The organism is Actinoallomurus sp. NPDC052308 (genome assembly GCF_040679195.1).
In the GTDB taxonomy this organism is placed as follows: Bacteria; Actinomycetota; Actinomycetes; order Streptosporangiales; family Streptosporangiaceae; genus Actinoallomurus; species Actinoallomurus liliacearum.
Genome location: NZ_JBFAUM010000006.1, coordinates 108,109 through 128,171, shown reverse-complemented (window position 1 = coordinate 128,171; position 20,063 = coordinate 108,109). Strand labels below are relative to the sequence as shown.

19 protein-coding genes and 1 pseudogene are annotated in these 20,063 nt (G+C 70.1%); 12 read left to right on the top strand and 8 right to left on the bottom strand.

Features of this window, described 5'->3' with window-relative positions:
- Window positions 1-41 precede the first annotated feature (41 nt).
- Window positions 42-629 carry an SLATT domain-containing protein gene (locus AB0L00_RS19430; protein ID WP_364435745.1) on the bottom strand — a complete coding sequence of 196 codons (588 nt, stop codon included), beginning with the start codon at window positions 627-629 and terminating at the stop codon, window positions 42-44.
- A gap of 353 nt (window positions 630-982) precedes the next feature.
- On the opposite strand from AB0L00_RS19430, the gene AB0L00_RS19425 reads away from it, so the two are divergent.
- The 5 genes and pseudogenes from AB0L00_RS19425 (at window position 983) to AB0L00_RS19405 (ending at window position 7,541) form a co-directional block, all read left to right on the top strand.
- Window positions 983-1,552 (top strand): sigma-70 family RNA polymerase sigma factor, encoded by a 570-nt coding sequence (locus tag AB0L00_RS19425; RefSeq protein ID WP_364435742.1) that lies wholly within the window; start codon window positions 983-985, stop codon window positions 1,550-1,552.
- The gene (locus AB0L00_RS19420) at window positions 1,545-2,567 is read left to right on the top strand and encodes a CU044_5270 family protein (protein ID WP_364435739.1); all 1,023 of its coding nucleotides are present in this window, start codon (window positions 1,545-1,547) and stop codon (window positions 2,565-2,567) included. Before AB0L00_RS19425 ends, AB0L00_RS19420 begins: the two co-directional genes overlap by 8 nt.
- 162 nt (window positions 2,568-2,729) lie before the next feature.
- Window positions 2,730-3,497, top strand: a pseudogene (locus AB0L00_RS19415) (SDR family oxidoreductase).
- A gap of 25 nt (window positions 3,498-3,522) precedes the next feature.
- On the top strand, window positions 3,523-6,180 hold the full coding sequence (locus tag AB0L00_RS19410) for a BTAD domain-containing putative transcriptional regulator (RefSeq protein WP_364435736.1): 2,658 nt from the start codon (window positions 3,523-3,525) through the stop codon (window positions 6,178-6,180).
- A 128-nt stretch (window positions 6,181-6,308) separates the two neighbouring features.
- Window positions 6,309-7,541 (top strand): transposase, encoded by a 1,233-nt coding sequence (locus AB0L00_RS19405; protein ID WP_364435734.1) that lies wholly within the window; start codon window positions 6,309-6,311, stop codon window positions 7,539-7,541.
- A gap of 126 nt (window positions 7,542-7,667) precedes the next feature.
- Here AB0L00_RS19405 and AB0L00_RS19400 read toward each other — a convergent pair whose 3' ends face one another.
- The 3 genes from AB0L00_RS19400 to AB0L00_RS19390 all read right to left on the bottom strand — a co-directional run bounded on the left by AB0L00_RS19400 (window position 7,668) and on the right by AB0L00_RS19390 (window position 10,157).
- On the bottom strand, window positions 7,668-8,828 hold the full coding sequence (locus AB0L00_RS19400) for a glycosyltransferase family 4 protein (protein WP_364435731.1): 1,161 nt from the start codon (window positions 8,826-8,828) through the stop codon (window positions 7,668-7,670).
- On the bottom strand, window positions 8,825-9,562 hold the full coding sequence (locus AB0L00_RS19395) for a hypothetical protein (protein ID WP_364435728.1): 738 nt from the start codon (window positions 9,560-9,562) through the stop codon (window positions 8,825-8,827). The genes AB0L00_RS19400 and AB0L00_RS19395 overlap by 4 nt, the downstream gene beginning before the upstream one ends.
- A gap of 145 nt (window positions 9,563-9,707) precedes the next feature.
- Complete coding sequence (locus AB0L00_RS19390; RefSeq protein WP_364435726.1) at window positions 9,708-10,157, bottom strand: GNAT family N-acetyltransferase; 450 nt, start codon at window positions 10,155-10,157, stop codon at window positions 9,708-9,710.
- A 90-nt stretch (window positions 10,158-10,247) separates the two neighbouring features.
- Between AB0L00_RS19390 and AB0L00_RS19385 the strand changes: the two genes are divergently transcribed.
- Genes AB0L00_RS19385 through AB0L00_RS19375 form a run of 3 tightly spaced genes read left to right on the top strand, consistent with a single transcriptional unit; the run spans window position 10,248 to window position 11,422 of the window.
- On the top strand, window positions 10,248-10,484 hold the full coding sequence (locus AB0L00_RS19385) for a hypothetical protein (protein WP_364435723.1): 237 nt from the start codon (window positions 10,248-10,250) through the stop codon (window positions 10,482-10,484).
- Window positions 10,484-10,741 carry a WhiB family transcriptional regulator gene (locus AB0L00_RS19380; RefSeq protein ID WP_364398647.1) on the top strand — a complete coding sequence of 86 codons (258 nt, stop codon included), beginning with the start codon at window positions 10,484-10,486 and terminating at the stop codon, window positions 10,739-10,741. The genes AB0L00_RS19385 and AB0L00_RS19380 overlap by 1 nt, the downstream gene beginning before the upstream one ends.
- A 57-nt stretch (window positions 10,742-10,798) precedes the next feature.
- On the top strand, window positions 10,799-11,422 hold the full coding sequence (locus AB0L00_RS19375) for a rhomboid family intramembrane serine protease (protein WP_364435720.1): 624 nt from the start codon (window positions 10,799-10,801) through the stop codon (window positions 11,420-11,422).
- Between the two features lie 83 nt (window positions 11,423-11,505).
- Here AB0L00_RS19375 and AB0L00_RS19370 read toward each other — a convergent pair whose 3' ends face one another.
- Together AB0L00_RS19370 and AB0L00_RS19365 are read right to left on the bottom strand one after the other, a co-directional pair.
- On the bottom strand, window positions 11,506-12,168 hold the full coding sequence (locus tag AB0L00_RS19370) for an SDR family NAD(P)-dependent oxidoreductase (RefSeq protein WP_364435717.1): 663 nt from the start codon (window positions 12,166-12,168) through the stop codon (window positions 11,506-11,508).
- 24 nt (window positions 12,169-12,192) lie between these two features.
- Window positions 12,193-13,683 carry a hypothetical protein gene (locus tag AB0L00_RS19365; protein WP_364435714.1) on the bottom strand — a complete coding sequence of 497 codons (1,491 nt, stop codon included), beginning with the start codon at window positions 13,681-13,683 and terminating at the stop codon, window positions 12,193-12,195.
- Window positions 13,684-13,908: 225 nt separating this feature from the next.
- On the opposite strand from AB0L00_RS19365, the gene AB0L00_RS19360 reads away from it, so the two are divergent.
- Window positions 13,909-15,741 carry an acyl-CoA dehydrogenase gene (locus tag AB0L00_RS19360; protein ID WP_364435711.1) on the top strand — a complete coding sequence of 611 codons (1,833 nt, stop codon included), beginning with the start codon at window positions 13,909-13,911 and terminating at the stop codon, window positions 15,739-15,741.
- A gap of 413 nt (window positions 15,742-16,154) precedes the next feature.
- Here AB0L00_RS19360 and AB0L00_RS19355 read toward each other — a convergent pair whose 3' ends face one another.
- Window positions 16,155-16,535, bottom strand: a complete 381-nt coding sequence (locus AB0L00_RS19355; protein ID WP_364435709.1) for a hypothetical protein — start codon at window positions 16,533-16,535, stop codon at window positions 16,155-16,157.
- 145 nt (window positions 16,536-16,680) lie between these two features.
- On the opposite strand from AB0L00_RS19355, the gene AB0L00_RS19350 reads away from it, so the two are divergent.
- From AB0L00_RS19350 to AB0L00_RS19340, 3 genes are all read left to right on the top strand, one after another.
- Window positions 16,681-17,976 carry a hypothetical protein gene (locus tag AB0L00_RS19350; protein ID WP_364435706.1) on the top strand — a complete coding sequence of 432 codons (1,296 nt, stop codon included), beginning with the start codon at window positions 16,681-16,683 and terminating at the stop codon, window positions 17,974-17,976.
- The gene (locus AB0L00_RS19345; protein WP_364435704.1) at window positions 17,973-18,602 is read left to right on the top strand and encodes a 2'-5' RNA ligase family protein; all 630 of its coding nucleotides are present in this window, start codon (window positions 17,973-17,975) and stop codon (window positions 18,600-18,602) included. Before AB0L00_RS19350 ends, AB0L00_RS19345 begins: the two co-directional genes overlap by 4 nt.
- A 103-nt stretch (window positions 18,603-18,705) precedes the next feature.
- Window positions 18,706-19,092 carry a DUF6210 family protein gene (locus AB0L00_RS19340; protein WP_364435701.1) on the top strand — a complete coding sequence of 129 codons (387 nt, stop codon included), beginning with the start codon at window positions 18,706-18,708 and terminating at the stop codon, window positions 19,090-19,092.
- Between the two features lie 4 nt (window positions 19,093-19,096).
- On the opposite strand, the gene AB0L00_RS19335 is transcribed toward AB0L00_RS19340, so the two are convergent.
- Entirely contained in the window at window positions 19,097-20,053 is a 957-nt protein-coding gene (locus tag AB0L00_RS19335; protein WP_364435698.1) for a LysR substrate-binding domain-containing protein, read from the bottom strand.
- Window positions 20,054-20,063 lie beyond the last annotated feature (10 nt).

Below are 20,063 nucleotides of genomic sequence, written 5' to 3'. Positions count from 1 at the left end.
ACCACGCTCAGGCTGCTGCGGAGGAGGCCGTCCGACCGCGTTCAGGCCGGCTGGTCGGCGGCCCGCCGTGGCGTCTGGAACACGCGCACGATGTCGCTCATGCGCTCGGTCATGACCTCCTCGGCCCGCTCGACGTACCGGTTGCGCTCGGCGCGGTGCTGCGCCCACGCCGGGGCGGGAGGGGCGTTGCGGATGACCGCGTGCCAGCGGCCGGTGAGCTCGTCGAGCACCTGCCGCGCCTGCATGAAGGCGTGGCCGGGCAGGTCGACCTCGCGGGACTGCCGCGCGGCCGTCTCCACCGACCGGTAGGCCTTGGCCGCCTCGGCCGCCTGGTTCTCCTTGCGGCCGGGCGCGACCATGCTGACGACCGTGGCGAGCAGCGCGGCGCCCAGCGCCAGCCCGCCCGCGATCAGGGGGAAGCGGTCGCCGGCCAGGACGAGGCTGCCGGCCACCCCGGCGGCCAGGACGGCGGTGGACCCGAGCCACAGGTTGAGGACCCGCCAGATCTTCACCGTCTCGGCCTGGGCGCGCGCCGAGTGCGAGCAGTGCTCCTCGATCCGGTACAGCTCGGCGGCGACCGTCACGCGCCACGCCGGTTCGGTTCCGCCGAAGAGTTCATTGTCGATCATGGCGTTTCCCCTCGAATACTCGCCGATGATGACGCAGATGATTCAGCGGGTCGTGGCGTGAACGGAGGGCGCACGACGAAGAACGGGAACACCGTTGACCGAGGCATGAACCGCGGTCACCTCTTGTACGACCATATGGAGCGGTTGCCGTCAGAGGTGCTGCCGTCGCCGAGGTAACCCGCGGACTTGGGCCAGTGCCCGTTGTCGAAGGCCCCGACGAGCGGGTCACGCGCCGTCGTGAATTTTTCCGCTGAAAAGTGCGAACAAGGATCCCGGGTTCGGGCAATCAGTGCCGACCACTTCGTCTGAGAGGCACCGAATGCATGACTGTGACCCATGTTCCCCCCGCGCGGATGTCTGAGCCGACCGACGCGTCCATCATCGACAGGGCGCGGGCCGAGCCCGAGTTGTTCTCGATCATCTTCGATCGGTACTTCACCGTGATCCGCCGGTACGCGGCCTCCAGGCTCGGGCCCGCGGCCGCGGACGACATCGCCGCCGACACGTTCCTGGCCGCCTTCGACCAGCGCGACCGCTACGACTTGGCCTGCCCCGACGCGCGGGCCTGGTTGTACGGGATCGCCACCAATCTGATCGGCCGACACCGCCGCAACGAGATCCGGCTCTACCGCGCCCTCGGCCGTTCGGCGGCCCGGGACGACGCCGGGAACCACGCCGACCGGGTCGCCGACCAGGTGACCGCGGAACGCCTGAGCCCCGACCTGGCGCGGGGCCTGGCACGGCTTTCTCAGGGCGACCGCGACGCGCTGTTGCTCGTCGTCTGCGCCCAGTTCAGCTACACGGAGGTGGCGCGCGCCCTCGCCATCCCGATCGGCACCGTCAGCTCCCGCGTCAATCGGGCGCGGCGCAAGCTCCGAAAGACGTTGGGACCCGCGACACAGGAGGCAATGAACCATGGATGACCTGCACCAGATCCGAGACCGGCACGACGCGCTGTCGGACCCAGCTCCCGAGACAATCGCCCAGGTCCGTGCGCGGCTGACCGCCCACATGCGAGAGACGCCGGCCAGGAAGCCGCTTCGGAAGCCGGCTTGGCGCCGTGCTGGGGGGCTCGGCCTCGGCCTGGCCGCAGCGGCCACCTCCGCGGTGCTTCTCACGGCACTGGCGGGCGGCGGCGGATCCGGTGAGGACCGCAAGCTCGGGCAACCGTCCGTCCGGCTGCGCCCGGTCGCCAACGCTCAGGACCTGGCCAGCAACGCGGCGGTCTTGGCCGCGGCCGAAAAGGAGGCCATGCCCAAGCCACACCAGTGGGCGTACACGAAGACCCTGGCCGTCGAGTACAAGGACGGTGGTGGTTACCTGAGGGGCGCCGCCCCGAAGGTGGGGAAACCCGTGGAATCGTGGCACCGGGTAGACGACTGGGGCTACGCCGACTACCGCAACGGGATGCTCACGGTACACAAGGGCTTCGAGGGCCAGGTCCCCTACCAGGAGATCCTCGCGCTGCCGCAGAATCCCGACGAACTGCTCGCCCACGTCTACAAGACGGTCACGAAGGGCGGGACCGCGGAGCCCGGACTGCAAAGGCCGAAGGGCGCGAAACCCGTCCCCATGGGCGACGAGGAACGCAACCAGTACGCGTTCATGTACATCACCGGGGCCATGTGGGACAGCGTGGTACCGGCTAAGCTCCGCGCCGCCCTCTACGGTGCCCTGGCCAAGATTCCCGATGTCGGCTACGAGGCCCGTGCCACCGACCTCGCCAAGCGCCCGGGCGTCACCCTCTACCACGAGCAGGGGGGCTACCTGCGCAGCGAGATCTTCATCGACCCGAAGACCTACGAGTATCTCGGCGAACGCGAGATCGCGGTCAAGGACCACAAGCAGATGGGCGAGAACCTGAAGAAGGGGGACATCGTGAGCTGGAGCAGCAAGCTCAAGGCCACGATCGTCGACCAGCCAGGCCGGCGCTCCTGACAATCCGCACGCGGCGACCGGCCCCCGCCCGACGGAGGCCGGTCGCCGCCCTGTTGTGGAGGCCGGTGAGCCCGCGGTGAGCGTACGGTGAGCGCGCGCCGCCATCGTCCTCCTCATCGCCGGAATCCACCGAGGACCGGCCACTGAGCGAGGAGCAGGGCGATGGGCATGCTGACCGGCAAGACGGCGCTGGTGACCGGAGCGTCGCGGGGGATCGGCCGGGCGGTCGCGCTGCGGCTGGCCGCCGAGGGCGCGCTGGTCGCCGTGCACTACGGCGGCAACGACGAGGCGGCCAAGGAGACCGCGGCGCGGATCGAGGAGGCGGGCGGTGCGGCGTTCACCGTCCAGGCGCGGTTCGGCGACGAGGGCGCCGTGGACCGGCTCTTCGCGGGTCTGACCGCGGGGCTGGCCGGTCGCGGGCTGGACATCCTGGTCAACAACGCGGGCATCGGCTCGGGCAGTCCGATCTCCCAGGTCACCCAGGAGGAGTTCGACCGGCTGCTCACCATCAACGTCACCACGCCGTTCTTCGTGATCCAGCGCGCGCTGCCGCTGCTGAACGACGGCGGCCGCATCGTCAACATGGGGTAGACGGCCAGCCGCCTCGCGGTCACCACGCAGATCGGGTACACGATCAGCAAGGCCGCGCTGGAGTCGATGGCCCCGTCGCTGGCCAACGAGCTCGGCAGGCGCGGCATCACCGTGAACACCGTCGCGCCCGGCGCCGTACGGACCGACCTGACCGCCGGCTACACCTCGATCCCCGAGGTCGTCGCCGGGCTGGAGGCGATCACCGCACTCGGCCGGCTCGGCGAGCCCGAGGACGTCGCCGACGTCGTCGGTTTCCTCGCGGGCCCGCAGGGGCGATGGGTGACGGGGCAGACCGTCGACGTCTCGGGCGGCACCTGGCTCGGCCCGATCGCCCCGTGATCGACACCGGTGGATAATCACCGGCATGCGGTTCGGGATTCTCGGTGACACCCGGGCGTGGTGTGCCGACGGGACCGAGGTCCCCCTGGGCGGGCCGGCCCGCCGCGCGCTGCTGGCGCTGCTGCTGAGCCGGCCCGGCGAGATCGTGGCGGCCGACCGGCTGGCCGACGAGATCGACCCGGACGGGGCGCCGTCGGCGCACGCGCTGCAGTCCCAGGTGTCCCGGCTGCGCGCGGTCCTCGGTCCCGAGGTGCCGATCGAACGGGCCGGGACCGGCTACCGGATCGTCGTCGCGCCCGACGACGTGGACGCCTCCCGGTTCGAGCGGCTCGCCCGGGAGGGACGGGCCGCGCTGCGCGACGACGACGCCGGACGGGCGGTCGCGCTGCTGCGCGAGGCCCTGGGCCTGTGGCGCGGGGCCGCCCTGGCCGACCTCGGCGAGGGCGAGACGGTCCGGGCCGCCGCCGTACGGCTGGAGGAGCTCCGGCTCGGGGCGACCGAGGACCGGATCGAGGGTGAACTCCGGCTCGGCGAGCACCGCGCGGCAGTGCCCGAGCTGCGCGAGCTGGTCGGCCGTCATCCGCTGCGCGAACGGGCGGCCGGCCTGCTGATGCGGGCGTTGTTCGCCGCGGGCGGGCCGGCGGAGGCGCTCGTGGTGTTCGAGGAGACCCGGCGGCACCTGGCGGACGAGCTGGGCGCCGACCCCTCGGCGGAGCTCACCGCGCTGCACCGGGAGCTGCTCAGCGCCGATCCGTCGCCGTCGCCCGTCGCGCCGCCCGCCCAGCTCACGGCCTTCGTCGGCCGCGAGGAGGACGTGGCCGAGGTCGCCGGTCTGCTGCGCGTGGCCCGGCTGGTCACCCTCGTCGGCCCCGGCGGAGTCGGCAAGACCCGGCTGTCCGTCGAGGTCGCCGGCGCCATGGCCGACGAGGTCTGCTTCGTCGAGCTGGCGCCGTCGCGCGACGGCGCGGGGCTGCCGCAGACGCTGCTGGCCGCGCTCGGCCTGCGCGAGAACGGGCTGCACTTGGGAGGCGGCGGGCAGACGCCCCTGGACCGGCTGATCACGGCGCTGTCGGACCGGGTGCTCGTGCTGGTCCTGGACAACTGCGAGCACGTCGTCGAGGAGGCCGCGGCGCTGACCGCGCGACTGCTGGCGACCTGCCCCCGGCTGCGCGTCCTGGCGACGAGCCGCGAGCCGCTCGGCGTCATCGGCGAGCACCTGCGGCAGGTGGCGCCGCTCGACGCCGAGGCGGCCGTACGCCTCTTCACCGACCGCGCCCGCGCCGTCCGGCGCGGCTTCACCGCCGACCCCGAGGTCGTACGGCGGATCTGCGCGGCCCTCGACGACCTGCCGCTGGCGATCGAGCTCGCGGCGGCGCGGCTGCGGACGCTGCACCTCGACGACCTCGCGGCGCGGCTGGACGACCGGCTCGGCGTCGCGGCCCGGGGCAGCCGCGGCACCGACGAGCGGCATCGGACGCTCCGGTCGGTGGTCGCCTGGAGCTGGGACCTGCTGCCGGCGGCCGAGCAGGAGGCCGCGCGGAGGTTCGCGGTGTTCGCCGGGGGCGCGACGGCCGAGTCCGCGGCGCTCGTGTGCGGCACCGACGCCGACACGCTGGAGTCGCTGCTCGACAAGTCGCTCCTGGAGCTCGCGGGCGGCCGCTACCGGATGCTCGAGACGATCCGCGCGTACGCCGCCGAACGGCTCGACGAGTCGGGCGAAGGCGAGTCCGTGCGACGCGCCCACGCCCGCCGCCTCCTGGACCTGACCCGGTCCGCCGACCCGCACCTGCGGCGGCCCGAACAGCTCGAGTGGCTGATCGTCCTCGCGGCCGAGCACGGCGATCTCCTGGCGGCCGTGCGCTGGGCGGTCGAGGTCCGGGAGGCGGAGACCGCGCTCGACCTGATCGCCGCGGCGACGCACTACCTGTGGATCCGGGGCGCGTCCGCCTCGATCGTCCCGCAGGCGGCCACGCTGCTCGAGGTGATCGGCGAGGAGCCTCCGGCCGGCCGCGGCGAGGAGTACGCGCTGGCCGTGCTGGCGGCGGCGTCCGGCGCGGCCGGGCGGTGGGTCTGGCGCAGGCACCGCGCACCGGCCGAGAAGGCGCTGACGGCCGCGTGGTCCGGTGACGAGCCGGGCCGTCACCCGGTCGTCCTGCTCATGTGGATGATGCGGAACGCCGGTGAGGGCGATCCGCAGGGCGCGTTCACGCTGGTGGCGTCGCAGTGCGACCGCGCCGATCCGTGGGTGCGGGCGGCCGCGCGGTACGTCTCGGGCTTCGGGCCGCTCGGCGCGGGCGACACCGCGGAGGCCGAGCGCGTCTTCGCCGAGGCCGTCGCGGGCTTCCGCTCGCTCGGTGAGCGCTGGGGCACCGCGCTGGCCCTCGACGCGCTCGCCGGGATGGCCGGCGCGCGCGGCGACCGGGCGGCGGCGATCGCGCTCACCGACGAGGCGCTGGCCCTCACCGAGTCGCTCGGCGCCCTGGAGGACGGCGCCGACCTCCTGGTCAACCGGGGCGATCACCTCGTCGCGGACGACGCTGTGGCGGCACGCGCCGACTACGAGAAGGCCGCCGAGGCGGCGGGCGTGATGGGCGCCGCCACCCCGGAGGCCCTGCGCGCGATGGGACTCCCTGAACCCGTCGCCCGAGGTGAGCGCGTGGTGAAGCGACCTCGGAGAGACTAACCGGCATCGAGCCGGCGGTGAGCACCCTCCGAGAGGCTCACCGTCATGAAGAACCTTAACGCCGGAGTGCCGGCGCTTCGGTGGGTTCAGGCGGCAATGAGCTATAGGGCGCGCTAGGGTGCGGTGCCATGCAGTTACGGTATGCCTACCGCCTGGACCCGACCCCTGGACAGCGCGTCGCGCTGGCCAAAGCGTTCGGGTGTGCGCGGGTGGTGTTCAACGACGGGCTACGCGCGCGACAGGACGCTCATACGGCTGGGCTCACGTACATCGACGATGGGGAGTTGTCCAAGCGGGTGATCACCGAGGCTAAGAAGACGCTGGAGCGGGCGTGGCTGGGTGAGGTGTCGGCTGTTGTGTTGCAACAGGCGCTGGCCGACCTGAACACCGCCTACCGGAACTTCTTTTCTTCGATAACAGGCAAACGGAAAGGGCCGAAGCTGGCCCCGCCCCGGTTCCGATCTCGTAAGGACAACCGGCAGGCGATCCGCTTCACCCGCAACGCCCGCTTCACCATCACCCCAGGCGGGAAGCTGCGCCTGCCGAAGGTCGGGGATGTGGCGGTCCGCTGGTCCCGGCAGTTGCCGTCCGAGCCGTCCAGCGTGACGGTCATCAAAGATGCGGCCGGGCGATACTTCGCCTCGTTCGTGGTTCAGGTCGGCGAACGATCTCTTCTACCGGTTGAGGCCGAAGTCGGGATCGACCTCGGACTGGGGCACTTCGCCGTCCTGTCCGACGGGCGGAAGATCAGCTCACCGCGGTTCCTGCGCCGTGCGGAAAAGAAACTCAAGCGCCTACAGCGGGCGCTGGCTCGCAAACAGCCCGAATCCAACAACCGTGAGAAAGCCCGCCTGACTGTTGCCCGCCAGCACGCCAAGGTCACCAACGCACGCCGAGAGTTCCATCATCAGCTCTCCACGCGACTGATTCGCGATAACCAAGCGATCTACGTGGAAGACCTGGCCGTAAATGGACTGGCGCGCACAAGGTTGGCCAAAAGCGTGCATGACGCCGGCTGGTCGTCCTTCCTGGCCATGCTGGAGTACAAGGGCCGCCTCTACGGCCGGGCCGTCCTCCGGATCGACCGATGGTTCCCCTCCTCTAAGCAGTGCTCGGCTTGTGGGGCACGGGCCGAATCGATGCCGTTGAACGTCCGGTCGTGGGCCTGCCGGTGCGGGGCAGTCCATGACCGGGACGTGAATGCGGCCAAGAACATCCTCGCCGCCGGACGGGCGGAGAGGCTAAACGCCTCCCACGCCCGTGGGCGGGACGGCGCAAGCCGTCCCGGTGGAGGGCAGGTAAGACCACCCCATCCGGGTGGCATGCCCGTTGAAGCAGGAAGCCACAGAGGTGCCGCATGACGCGGCACAGAATGAATCCCCAGCTTTCAGGCTGGGGAGCGCGTCAATACAAGGTGATGCCCTGCCGGGAGCGAGCATGGCCTCGAAGATGGCCCGCAAGGCCGCCGAGGGCATCGCGCTGCGCGACTACGCGGTCCGCTCGTGACGCAGGGTGGCGAACACCTCGTCCCAACGGTCGGCGACCTCGGAGATCCGGTAGCGCTCCGCGGTCCGCCGGCCGTTCTCGGCGAGCCGCCGCGTCCTCTCCGGATCGTCCATGAGGGACAGCAGGGCGTCGGCGAACGCGTCGATGTCGCCGTCGGGCACCAGCACGCCGTCCTCACCGGACGTGATGATCTCCCGGGGACCCTGCGGGCAGTCGAAGGACACCACCGGCACTCCCGCGGCGAACGCCTCCACGATCGTCATGCCGAACCCCTCGAACCGCGAGGTGATGACGTGGATCGACGCCTTGGCGAGTTCGCCCTCGATGTCGCTGGTCGGTCCCATGAAGGCGACGTTGTTGTGCAGGCCCAGGCGGCGGGCCTGCCCGCTCAGCTTGTCGGCTTGCGTGCCGTTGCCGTAGATGCGCAGCTTCCACTCGGGGCGCTTCTCGGCGACCTTGGCGAACGCGTCGAGCAGCCGGTCGTACCCCTTGACCTTGACGAGCCGGCCGGCGGCGAGGACGACGGGGTTCTCCAGCCGGGACTGCGGGCGCGGCCCCTCGGGCAGCCCGTTGCCGATCGTGCGGACGCGGGTCGGGTGGCCGTCGAGCATCCGCGCGTACTCGGTGTGGTCCGCGTCGGTCAGCGTGATGACCGCGTCCAGCTTGGGGTACCAGGTGCGGATCTCTTCGAGGATGCCGGGCTTGTGCGCGCCGAAGTGCAGGTGTTCCTGGCCGATGAGGGTGACCCCGTCACGGGCCAGCCGCGCGGCGGCGATGTTGAGCCCGGCCCGGGTGGTGATCAGGACGTCGGTCCGCAGGTCGGAGAGGTACCGCTGCAGGGCCCGGTCGCTCTCGGCGTTGAAGTTGTCGTACGCGCGCTCATCGGGGTGCATCAGCGTGCTGGGCTTCTTGATCCGGGAGGAGAACCCGACCCGCCACCACTTCTTGGAATCCGGCCGGAGGTCGACCAGGTTGGACAGCGTCACCCGGTCGGAGTGCGGCAGGAACGGCTTGTCCCGGTGCCGGAAGACGCTGACGACCTCGACCTCGTGGCGCCTGGCCAGTTCGTCCGCCAGGTTCAACGTCGCGCGGACCGTGCCGCCCATGCCATAGGCGTTCATGATGAGGATGGAGATCTTCATGACGCCTCCGCGTTCGCGACGACCGTGGTGGCGATCGCGAGGTGGTCCTTGTCGGTGTAGTAGGCACGGACTCGTACGCGGTCGATGTCCCGTACGACGTGCCGTGCCGGGAACCGGACCTTGTTCTTCTTGTCCGGGATGTCGTCGAGCAGGGTGGCGATGTTGAGAGCACCGATCCGCAGGTCCCAGAAGCCGCGCTCGGTCTCCACCGCGAAGGGGGCGTTCGGCAGCTCGGCGTGCCAGCGGTCCCCGGTGACGGTCACCGGGCCGGTGACCTCCTCCGCGGTCTTGCGCCGGGCGGCGACGATCTCGTCGGCGGTGGGCGTGGCGCCGTACGCGAGGAACCCCTCGAGCGTCAGCTTGTCCTCACCCGGGTGGACGGCGGTGACCTCGGCGTACGGCTCGACCGACCGCACGTCGACGCGCAGGCCGCCCGAGGGCGCGCGGAAGGTCCGCAGCGCCCGGGTGCGGCTCCGTCGCGCGTACTCCGCCAGGCCGTCGAGCGAGAAGCCCGGGTCGGTCGTGATCACCTCGGCCTCGGCCGCGTGCACCGACCAGGTTCCGGCGGCGAGGTCCAGCCGCGACAGGTCGGCGGCCGCGCCGTCGAGGCGGACCGTGTGCGCGGTGTCCTCCCGGCGGAGCGTGAGTGTCGTCTCGTCGGCCGGGGGCTCGGCCCAGCGGATCCGAAGGACGTCGTCTGCGTCGAGCCGGGCCGACGCGGCGAGTGCGACCATCGCTGGGGGGGATCCCTTCGATCTACCTGAGTGTCCGGACATGTAACCAACACCCGGGTAAACGCCGGGCTAAGCCCTTGCTGCGCATGCGCGGATGATCCGCTGTCAGGACGCCCATAAGTCGATCAAGGTTTACCGAACGGCGTCAGAGCGGCAGCTTCATGCCCTCGTGGGTCGCTTCGAAACCGAGGGACTCATAGAAGCGGATGGCGTCCGTGCGGCGCTTGTCCGAGGTCAACTGGACGAGGCCGCAGCCCCGCCGCCGCGCCTCGCCGATCGCCCAGTCGATCAACCGGTGACCGAGGCCGCGGCCCCGGTGGGCGCTGCCGACGCGGACCGCCTCGATCTGGGCGCGTTCGGTGCCCATCCGGCTGAGCCCGGGGATGAAGGTGAGCTGCAGCGTGCCAGCGACCTCGCCGTCGACCTCCGCCACGATCAGGCGGTTGCGCGGGTCGGCGTCGATGTCGGCGAAGGCGGCCCAGTAGGCGTCGATGTCGCCCTCCCGGCCCGCGCCGATCGCGTCGTCGGCGAGCAGCGCGACGATCGCCGGCACGTCGTCTCTGGTGGCGTCGCGGAAGGTCACATCGGTGGGCACGGTCCAAAACTTTAGCGAGAATTGACACGACTAGGCGTAGTACTACAGTTGGTAGTACTACGATTCGTCAATAGCGCTTCAGGAGGCGGCGTGACCGCACCGTCGACGATGGATGCTCCCGCCCGGCTCCTGGACCGCCACTGTCAGGAGCTGGTCGAGGACGAGCTCACCCGGTTGGCCCGCCGCGTCCCCTCGCTCGCGGAGGACCACCTCGGCGTCGTCGAGATCGCGCTCCGGCAGATCATCGATCGGCTGCTGCCGGTCCGGAGACGCGCCGAGGCGCGCCCCGAGACCCTCGCGGCCTTGTTCGACCTGGAGGCATCGTAATGATCGAACACTGGACGGATCTCGCGGCCTGCCAAAGCGCCGACCCCGAGCTGTTCTTCCCGGTCAGCACCAGCGGCCCGGCCCTGGACCAGGTGGCCGAGGCCAAGCAGGTATGCGCGAGCTGTCCCGTGGCGTCGGACTGCCTGGCCTGGGCGCTGCGCGCGGGCGAGTCGGCCGGCATCTGGGGCGGAACCACCCCCGACGAGCGCCGCTACCTGCGCCTGAAGCCGCTGCCCGCCGCGCCCGCCTGGCACTGAGGCCCGCGCCCGCGGTTTCTTATTTCACCCCGACGGTCCGCGACGTACGGTTGCGCTATGGCCGACCCCTCGATCACCGCGCGGTCCCCCCGCGACGGACTCGCCCACCACGCCTCGCGCGCGGTCGGCGCGCTGATCATCACCGTCCTGCTGCTCGGCGCCTGCTGGGCGGTGGAGGTCGCGAACTACGGTGGTGACCTCACCCGGGAGTACGGCATCCAGCCGCACAACGTGCACTCCCTGTGGCACATCTTCACGGCGCCGTTCCTGCACGCCAACCTCGACCACATCATGGCCAACTCGGTACCGCTGGCGATCTTCGGCTTCCTGACGGCGCTGCGCGGCCTGGGCCGCTTCATCGCCGTCAGCGTGATCGTCATGGTCGTCAGCGGTCTCGGCGTGTGGTTCCTGGCCGCCTCGAACGTCGTGACCGTCGGCGCGAGCGGTCTGATCTTCGGCTACTTCGGTTACCTGCTGGCGCGCGGCTTCTTCGAACGCCGCGTCCTGGACATCCTCCTCGGCGTCGTCATCGCCCTGGTGTACGGCACGATGATCTTCGGTGTGCTGCCCGGGCAGCCGGGCATCTCCTGGCAGGCACACCTGTTCGGGCTGATCGGCGGCATACTCGCCGCCCGCCTGACCCGCCGCCGCACCGCCCCGGCGGCGCTGCCGCCCGCCTGACGCCGCCCTCCCGGGACCGGGTCAGCCGCGCACGCTGACGTCGGTGACGGTCGCGTCGCGCGGGGTGGCCAGCGTGTTCACGATCACCGTGGCGACGGTCCGGGCCGACATGTAGTCCGCCGGGTCGTACGCCTCGCCCTCCTGGTCGCGGACCTTGCGCTGCATCTCGCTCGCCGTACGGCCCGGGTAGACCGACGTGACCGGATCTCCGGCTCCTCGTCGCGGAGCGCGTCGGCGAGGGCCCGCAGCGCGTGCTTGCTCGCGGCGTACGCGGCCCACCCGCCCCGGGCGCGCAGCCCCGAGCCCGAGTTGACGAAGACGACGTGGCCGCGCGCCGCGCGCAGCAGCGGCAGCAGCAGGCGGGTCAGCTCGGCGGGGGCGGCCGCGTTCACCAGGAGCTGCTCGACCCAGGTGCCCGGCGGCGCCTCCGCGACGGTGCCCAGCTCGACCACGCCCGCACTGTGGACGACCCCGTCCAGCGCCGGCAGGTCGGCGCCGGCGAGCGACGCCTCGATCCGCCGGGGGTCGGACAGGTCCAGCGCCAGGGTCCATACGCGCTCCTCGCCCGTCGGGTGGGCCGTCGGCTCGACGGCCAGCGGGGTCGGGGAGACGAGCCGCATGGCGGTCTCCTCCAGCCGCGCGGCGGACCGCCCGACGAGGATGAGCGAGTGCCCGGCGTCGTACAGCAGCTCGGCGACGGCCGAGCCGATGCCGCCCGTGGCCCCGGTGATCAGGTAGGTTCCCACGGACCTCATTCTTCCCCGCGATCCTCAGGATGGACGCAGCACCCGGGCGACGCCGGAGATCAGCGCGGTGGCCAGGATCCAGCCGGTGCCGGTCAGGGACCAGGCGAGCCAGCGGGACCAGTCGACCGGGTCCCAGGCGGTGCGCTGCCCGAACGTCTCGATCGGCAGCATCAGGTCGAGCGTGTAGATCAGCGCGTGGAAGTGCGGTCGCTCGTCCGGCTGCTTGATCGTATGCGGGTGGTCGACGCTGAACACGATGGTGCCGACGGCGACGAGCACCGCCAGCCACACGGCGGCGATCCAGGGCCGGTAACCGTACCCGACCGTCCAGTCGAGCAGGACGCCCCACGCGCGGCCGATCGGCCCGAGGTGCCGCCGCCGGGCCCGCTGCTTGGCGAGCTGGCACTTACGGGCCAGGTCCTCCCGGCCGATCCGGCGCAGCCAGACGGCGAGCTGCTCGTACGGCTGCGGGCGGAATCCATGGGGGTCCCGGGAGACCCAGTCGAGCCGCTGGCCCTCCTCCGGCTCCCCGCGCAGCGTCTCGTACACCAGGCCGTTGAGCCGCAGCTGCTCGGGCCAGACGTCGGGCCGGTCCAGGATGACGTCGATGCGCGAGTACCCCAGCGTCACCTCGCCCTGGACCGGCTCGCGGGGGACGAGGATCAGTTCCTTGACGTCGGCGTGGCTCAGATGGAGGGCGCGCCGGCCGGGGGCGCGGATCGCGCCCTGGTCGAACGAGAGGGTGCCGTCGATCCGCGCGCCGCGCAGGCGCACCGGGCCCTCGGCGGTGAAGCCGGCGCTGCACTCCATGCGGTCCTGGACGATCATGTTGTCGCCGTCCAGGGCGCAGGCGCCGTCGCGCACCGTCGTCCCGAACAGGAAGAGGCCGCCCGTCATGCGGGAGCCGGTGAGGCGCACCTCGCCGGTGATGTCGGAGTTGCGGATGTACGCGCCGGCGTCGACCGTGAGCAGGCCCGCGTACAGGGCGTATCCCCCGGGGTTGCGCAGGCGCACGTTGTTCATCCGGAACCCGCCGGACAGCGCCGCCCGCGTCAGTCGTACCTCGCCCTCGATCAGCGACTCGGACAGGCTCAGGTAGCCGTCCGCCTGGAGGCCGCCGCCGTCGAACCCGGGGAACGCGCAGCCGTTCAGGCGCATCTGCCGGGCGCGGGCGTTGGAGAAGTCCGGTCGTTCCTCGAGGACGCAGTGCTCGAGCCGGAGCTCGCAGCCGACGGCGCCGCCGGAGACGTTCAGCACGCCGGTGACGCGGGCGCCGCGGAGGCGTACGGCGGGCACGTGCCCGGGCGCGGGCTCGCACGCGCCGAGCAGCAGCGCGGAGATCACCTCGGCCCGGATCGTACGGTCCGGGGAGCCGGTGGCGGGCGGCCGTTCGTCGCCGAGCGACACGAGCGCGCCCGTCGGGTACGCGTCCCAGAGCCGCCGTTCGGAGCGGGTCAGCCGCAGTCGTCGCTCACCGTCCCGCCAGGTGCGGACGGCATTCCACCGATCGGCCACAGACGGTCATCGTAGGCTCGATTGATCACCAAGGCTGCGCCGAATGTCATACATCGCCCGGTAGGGAAGGGGGTGGCTCGGGCAAGCCGTGATCGCCCATTCGCCGCCGAACACCCATATTTCGGGGCACAGTTGTCTGTTCAGTTACCCACGGGTAGCATCAGGTGTTACTGACTGGTACGTAACCCGGGTGCGATCCGCCCGCCCGAGAGCAACGGGGTGTTCATGGGGCACTACAAGAGCAACCTGCGTGACATCGAGTTCAACCTCTTCGAGGTCCTCGGCCGTCAGGAGATCCTGGGCACCGGGCCGTTCGGTGAGGTCGACGAGGACACCGCGCGCAGCGTCCTGGACGAGGTGAACCGCCTCGCCACCGGCGTGCTCGCCGAGTCCTTCGAGGACGCGGACCGGCACCCGCCCGTGTTCGACCCCGAGACGCACTCGGTCACGATGCCCGAGAGCTTCAAGAAGTCCTTCCGGGCCTACTTCAACGACGCCGAGTGGTGGCGCCTCGAGCTGCCGACCGAACTCGGCGGCATGAACGCCCCCCGCAGCCTGCACTGGGCCGTCGCCGAGCTCATCCTCGGCGCGAACCCGGCCGTCTGGATGTTCTCCAGCGGCCCGAGCTTCGCCCAGCTCCTGTGGCGCATCGGCACGCCGGAGCAGAAGAGGCTCGCCGAGATGGCGGTCGAGAAGCACTGGGGCTCGACCATGGTGCTGACCGAGCCCGACGCGGGCTCCGACGTCGGCGCCGGCCGTACGAAGGCGATCCAGCAGCCCGACGGCACGTGGCACATCGAGGGCGTCAAGCGCTTCATCACCAGCGCCGAGCACGACATGGCCGACAACATCCTGCACTACGTGCTGGCCCGCCCCGAGGGCGCCAAGCCGGGCACCAAGGGCCTGTCGATGTTCATCGTGCCGAAGTACCTCGTCGACACGGAGACCGGTGAGCTCGGCGAGCGCAACGGCGCCTACGTCACCAACGTCGAGAAGAAGATGGGCCTCAAGGTCTCCACGACCTGCGAGCTCACCTTCGGCGAGAAGCACCCGGCCATCGGCTACCTCGTGGGCGACGTCCACGAGGGCATCAAGCAGATGTTCCTGATCATCGAGCAGGCCCGCATGATGGTCGGCACGAAGGCGATCTCGACGCTGTCCACCGGCTACCTCAACGCGCTGGCCTACGCCAAGGAGCGCGTGCAGGGCGCCGACCTGACCAAGATGGCCGACAAGGCCGCGCCGCGCGTCACCATCACCCACCACCCCGACGTACGCCGCCTGCTCATGCTGCAGAAGGCCTACGCCGAGGGCATGCGGGCGCTCGTCCTCTACACGGCGACGTACCAGGACAAGGCGCAGCTCGCCGAGGCCGCCGGTGAGCCGGACAAGCTCGCCGAGAAGGTCAACGACCTGCTGCTGCCCATCGTCAAGGGCGTCGGCTCCGAGCGGGCGTACGAGGTGCTGACCCAGTCGCTGCAGACCCTCGGCGGCTCCGGCTTCCTGCAGGACTACCCGATCGAGCAGTACATCCGGGACGCCAAGATCGACTCTCTGTACGAGGGCACCACGGCGATCCAGGGCATGGACTTCTTCTTCCGCAAGATCCTCCGGGACAACGGCGAGGCGCTGCAGCACCTCGCCGGGCAGATCAAGGAGTTCGTGGACAGCGAGGCGGGCAACGGCCGGCTCAAGAAGGAGCGGGCCCTGCTCGGCACGGCCCTCGAGGACGCCCAGGGCATCCTCAACCCGATGATCGGCTGGGCGCTCGGCTCGATGGAGCGGTCGGAGGAGATCTACAAGGTCGGCCTCAACACGACCCGCCTCCTCATGGCGCTCGGCGACGTCGTCATCGCCTGGCTGCTCTGCCGCCAGGCGGAGGTCGCGCTCACCAAGCTGGGCGGCGAGGTCTCCGAGGCCGACAAGGCGTTCTACACCGGCAAGATCGCGGCCGCCCAGTTCTTCTGCGCGACCCAGCTGCCGAAGCTCGCCGCCGAGCGCGCGATCACCGAGGCCACCACGGCCGACCTGATGGACCTCCCCGAAGAGGCCTTCTGACCCAGACCACCTGACGTGCGCTCAAGAGGTCCCGCCGCCGGCCGAGCCGACGGCGGGACCTCCACGTTGTACGGCGTGACCGGCCAGGGACCGGCGGCGCGGTACGCAGCCGCCCGAGCATGTGATCCCTGGTGATCGGTGACCATAGGGCGCAGCACATGCCAGCGATCAAGGCCTCCGTGCCCACAGTGCGGCGCGTAACGCGATCGCTGTGGGCGCGATCTCGATCTGGTGCCGGCCCCGGACCGCTATCCAGGTGGATCTCCACGGGTCGAACAGGATGCCCCAGCGGGGAAACTCGGCCCGCAGCCGCGCGAGCCACATCCCCGCATCGGGACCGTACGGGCATGGGCGCGGTTGATCGATGTGTGTATCGGCTTCTTGCCCGACACGGGAGCGGGGCCAGGCATCGGTCATGACCGACACTCGTCGTGCCCGTCGACGCGCAGTACCTTGGTGATCAGGGTGGCGGCGCGGTCGATCTCCTCGGCCGGGCACATGTATTCGGTCTCCAGCGACGCGTCGCGGGTGGGGCCGGTCCAGCACCAGTACCAGTGCGGTGACCCGCCATCCGGTGCGATGGCCACGTACTGCGACAGGCCCGGGTTCATGGCCTGTCCGCGTGGGTCATCGGTCACCGACGCGGCGGGGTTCCAGGCCACCAGCGCACTGGTCCCCACCCGAACCGCCAGGCTCTGGTTCCGTAGAGCCTCGGCGAGCTCATCGAGCCGTGCGCGGATCGTCTGTTCGATCCGCGCCACTCCCGGCTGTGGATCCGTCGTCGAATCGGTCACCGCGGCGACCTCCCTGCCTTCGCTCGTGTATCCCTTCGGTGACCTTCAGTGAAGTCGGTGCGCCTTGGGGAGCGACAGGGGACAATGCGGGAACAAGGCAGAACACGCCCTCGGTGTTCTGGGACGTCAGCAGAGGTGCTGGAAAATGTCCGTCGACACTCGCCGGTTGCACGCCGAGCGCGTCCGCACCGAACGCAAGGCTCGCGGCTGGGACAAACCGGAAATGGCACGCCAGCTCGCGCGGTCCGCCGGAGACGCCCGCGGTTCACTCCCCGACTATGAGTGCCTGCTCACCTATGTGAAGCGCTGGGAGCGCGGCACCGTCGGCATCTCCGAGCGCTACCGTCTGCTCTACTGCCGCGCGTTCGACATGGCGGAAGAGGATCTCTTCCCAGATCCGGAGAACACCACGGCGAAACAGTCATCCTTGGTCGATACGGGTAAATCGGTCGTGTCTGAAACGATCGAGTTCGCGGCCTGGCTCGAGCAATCGAATGTCGGTGACTCGGCTATTGAAATGCTGCGTGAGAACTCCCGGCGACTCTCTTATGAGTATCCTCGGCGGCCGCCTCTCGACGTGATGGCCGATACTGAAGTTCTGCAGAACGGTGTCGCGACCATTCTGCGGTCCGGTCGGCAGAGAATCAATCAGACAAAGGCGCTTCTCGAAGTCTCTGCGGAACTGCTCGCCCTGCTAACATTGCTCGCCGGCGATGTCGGACGTTACCGTGTTGCTGGAGCTTGTGGCCGCACCGCCTGGACATGTGCGGAGGAGGCGGACTCGGATTTCGCTCGAGCTCTCGTCTTAATCGCCCAATCCAAGACGGCCCGTTGGGAGAAAGACTTCGCTGAGGCCGCGAACCTCGCGGGCAAGGGACTGGAGCTCAGCCCGGCTGGGCCTGAGAAAGTGCTGTTGGCTGTTTCGAAGGCCACAGCCTTGAAGTCGCTCGGGGATCTTGAGAGAGCCAGATGCGCCCTCGTGGCCGCAGACGGCGCTCGAGACGAGATCGCATCTCTCGACGAAGACGCCACTGCTTGGTCGTGCCCGCGTGCGCGCCAAGCGACTTATGCGTTGCAGGTTCACCTCGGTGCCCGTGATCCTGGGGCGATGCTGCGCGCGGCCGAGACTGCCGATGGCGCGTGGGCGGACGGAGATCCCTGGGTCTACGGAACGTGGGCACAAGTCAGAATCGGCGCAGCACTCGCTCATCTACTGAACGGCGACCCAGAAGGTGCTCAAGCGGAGCTCACTTCCGTCTTCGAGATCGGTCCTGCGTTTCGAGTCACCACGATCAGTGGTCGAATGAAAGCGATAGGACGGGGACTCGAAGACCGTCGCTATCGAGCGAGCGATACGGCCACCACTCTACGAGAGCAGATTCGTAGGTTTCGCTTGGAGTCGTTGGATGCCAGAGAAGGGCGTACTCGGGAGGTTCGATGAGTCCTCTGCCGAAAAGAATGACGAATCATTGGTGGTGGCGTCCCGGCGTACGCCCAGGACGTCGACTTTACGTGTGGCACGTCTTGTTCGACGATCGGCCAGGTGCCGAGAAGCTCGTTGAAGAGTGCCGAGACCGTCTCGCTGGCCTTCCTGGGTTGGATTCCGTGCCGACACCATGGCTCCACATGACGACACAGATCGTCGGCTTCACGGATGAGATCAGCGATTCGGAGCTTCAGAATATGATCACTGCTGTTTCCGAGCGTATGCGATCAGTAGCGCCGACGAGCGTCAGTCTCGGGCGTCCGTTGTTCCACAGCGAGGCGCTGGTTCTGGGCGTCGATCCAAGAGACGGCTTGGATGCGGTGCGAGCAGGAGTCAGGCAGGCAGTCGCCATGACCGTACGCGCCAACCGGCTCACTGACGACCCGGACTGGGTGCCCCATCTTTCCGTCGCCTACAGCAACTCGGAGGCTCCGGCGGAACCAGTGATCAGCGCTATGCAGTCTCCACCGGCACCGGTCGACGTACGGATCGACGCGATCGATCTCGTCAGCCAGGAACGCGTGGGCCACTCTTACATCTGGGATCGCATCGCGACCGTTCAGCTCGGACCCGTCCGATGAAGCTCAGCGGCGCCGTCGCTGAAAAGGCGTTGTGGGGGCGGCGGTGGGCCGGGAGACTGGGCGGGTGAACGCGCGGCGGTTCGTTTTCCTTGACCCCGATGGCATGGACGACGGGTGGCTGTACGTCGTCGTCGAGGCCCCCACCGGGGTCTGCTACCAGCAGCAGTACGGCGGAACGGCGTGCCGCCAGGGGAAGGCCGAGGGCTACCTGGTGCCCGTGTTCGGGCCGGACGCCCTGGACGCGTTCGGGGAGCTGTTCGTGACGCACTTCCGTGGTTCGGGGACCTGGAATCACCGCTGGTCGGACGGTGAGGTGACCACGTTGCGGCGCATCGTCGAGGGTGTCACCTTCTGGACGTCCGACGGCGTCGACGACGAGCCGCACCAACTGCGACTCGACGACGCGCGGATCGCCGAGGCGGACGAGGCGTGGATCCCGGTCCGGACACCGGACGGACCAGGCGTCCTGATGTGGAGCAACTCCGACTGATCGATCAGCGGTTCGGGGTGTAGACCACCGACCACGGGCGCGGCGTGTCCGGGGCGGGCGGCGTGGCCGGGGTGCCCTCGCCGGTGAGGACGGCCGCCGCCAGGGCACCGAATCTCGGTGCGGCCGGATGGGCCGTGTCGGCGGGCCAGGCGGCGGACATGCCGCGGCGCAGCGGATCGCCGGCCAGCGGGCGCCACGCGACGCGCGGCTCGCGGCGGGCCAGTGCCTCCTGCTCGAACGCGACGCCATGCCCGCTCAGGACCAGGCCGAGCAGGAACTCCGGGTTACGGGCATGGCGGATGCGCGCGGGCGTGAAGCCGTCGGCCCGGCACACGTCGAGCACATGGTCGTGCCAACCCGGTGCGGTCGCCCGGGGGGCGAGGATGAGGTCATGGCCGGCCAGGTCGCACAGCCCGAGCTCGCGCAGCCGCGCCAGCGGCGACGTACGGGGCAGCACGACGCCCAGCGCCACGTCCACGGTCGGGCCGAAGCGCAGGTCGGCGGCGTCCACGGGATGGTGTACGAGTCCGACGTCGAGTTGCGCCGAGGCGAGCAGACGCAGTTGCTCGGCCGTGGTCAGCTCCTGCAGGTCCACGTCGAGTTCCGGGACCTCGTCGGTGATGCGCCGCGACAGCGCCTGCAACGCCACGGCCGGCGTTTCCGGAGGGACGCCCGCACGCAGGACGCCCAGCGCTCCGTCACCCGCCTTCCGCATGAGCGTGCGCAGGCGTTCCTCCCTGGCCAGGAGCTCGCGCGCTTCGTCGAGGAGCAGGTGCCCGGCCGTCGTGAGCCGCACCTGTCGCCGGGAACGGTCGAACAGCTCGACCCCGAGCTCGCGCTCCAGCCGCTGGATCGACTGGCTCAGTGGCGGCTGCGCGATCCCGATGACCTCCGCGGCACGGCCGAAGTGCAGTTCCTCCGCGGCGACGACGAAGTACCGCAGGTGCCGGGAAAGGTCCACGCCGACACGA

Coding starts and splice junctions, on each gene's coding strand:
- AB0L00_RS19405 (WP_364435734.1), top strand. CDS start 6,309: ATGCAGTTACGGTATGCCTACCGCCTGGACCCGACCCCTGGACAGCGC.
- AB0L00_RS19400 (WP_364435731.1), bottom strand. CDS start 8,828: ATGAAGATCTCCATCCTCATCATGAACGCCTATGGCATGGGCGGCACG.
- AB0L00_RS19430 (WP_364435745.1), bottom strand. CDS start 629: ATGATCGACAATGAACTCTTCGGCGGAACCGAACCGGCGTGGCGCGTG.
- AB0L00_RS19425 (WP_364435742.1), top strand. CDS start 983: ATGTCTGAGCCGACCGACGCGTCCATCATCGACAGGGCGCGGGCCGAG.
- AB0L00_RS19360 (WP_364435711.1), top strand. CDS start 13,909: ATGGGGCACTACAAGAGCAACCTGCGTGACATCGAGTTCAACCTCTTC.
- AB0L00_RS19345 (WP_364435704.1), top strand. CDS start 17,973: ATGAGTCCTCTGCCGAAAAGAATGACGAATCATTGGTGGTGGCGTCCC.
- AB0L00_RS19420 (WP_364435739.1), top strand. CDS start 1,545: ATGGATGACCTGCACCAGATCCGAGACCGGCACGACGCGCTGTCGGAC.
- AB0L00_RS19340 (WP_364435701.1), top strand. CDS start 18,706: ATGGACGACGGGTGGCTGTACGTCGTCGTCGAGGCCCCCACCGGGGTC.
- AB0L00_RS19410 (WP_364435736.1), top strand. CDS start 3,523: ATGCGGTTCGGGATTCTCGGTGACACCCGGGCGTGGTGTGCCGACGGG.
- AB0L00_RS19380 (WP_364398647.1), top strand. CDS start 10,484: ATGATCGAACACTGGACGGATCTCGCGGCCTGCCAAAGCGCCGACCCC.
- AB0L00_RS19395 (WP_364435728.1), bottom strand. CDS start 9,562: ATGGTCGCACTCGCCGCGTCGGCCCGGCTCGACGCAGACGACGTCCTT.
- AB0L00_RS19350 (WP_364435706.1), top strand. CDS start 16,681: ATGTCCGTCGACACTCGCCGGTTGCACGCCGAGCGCGTCCGCACCGAA.
- AB0L00_RS19375 (WP_364435720.1), top strand. CDS start 10,799: ATGGCCGACCCCTCGATCACCGCGCGGTCCCCCCGCGACGGACTCGCC.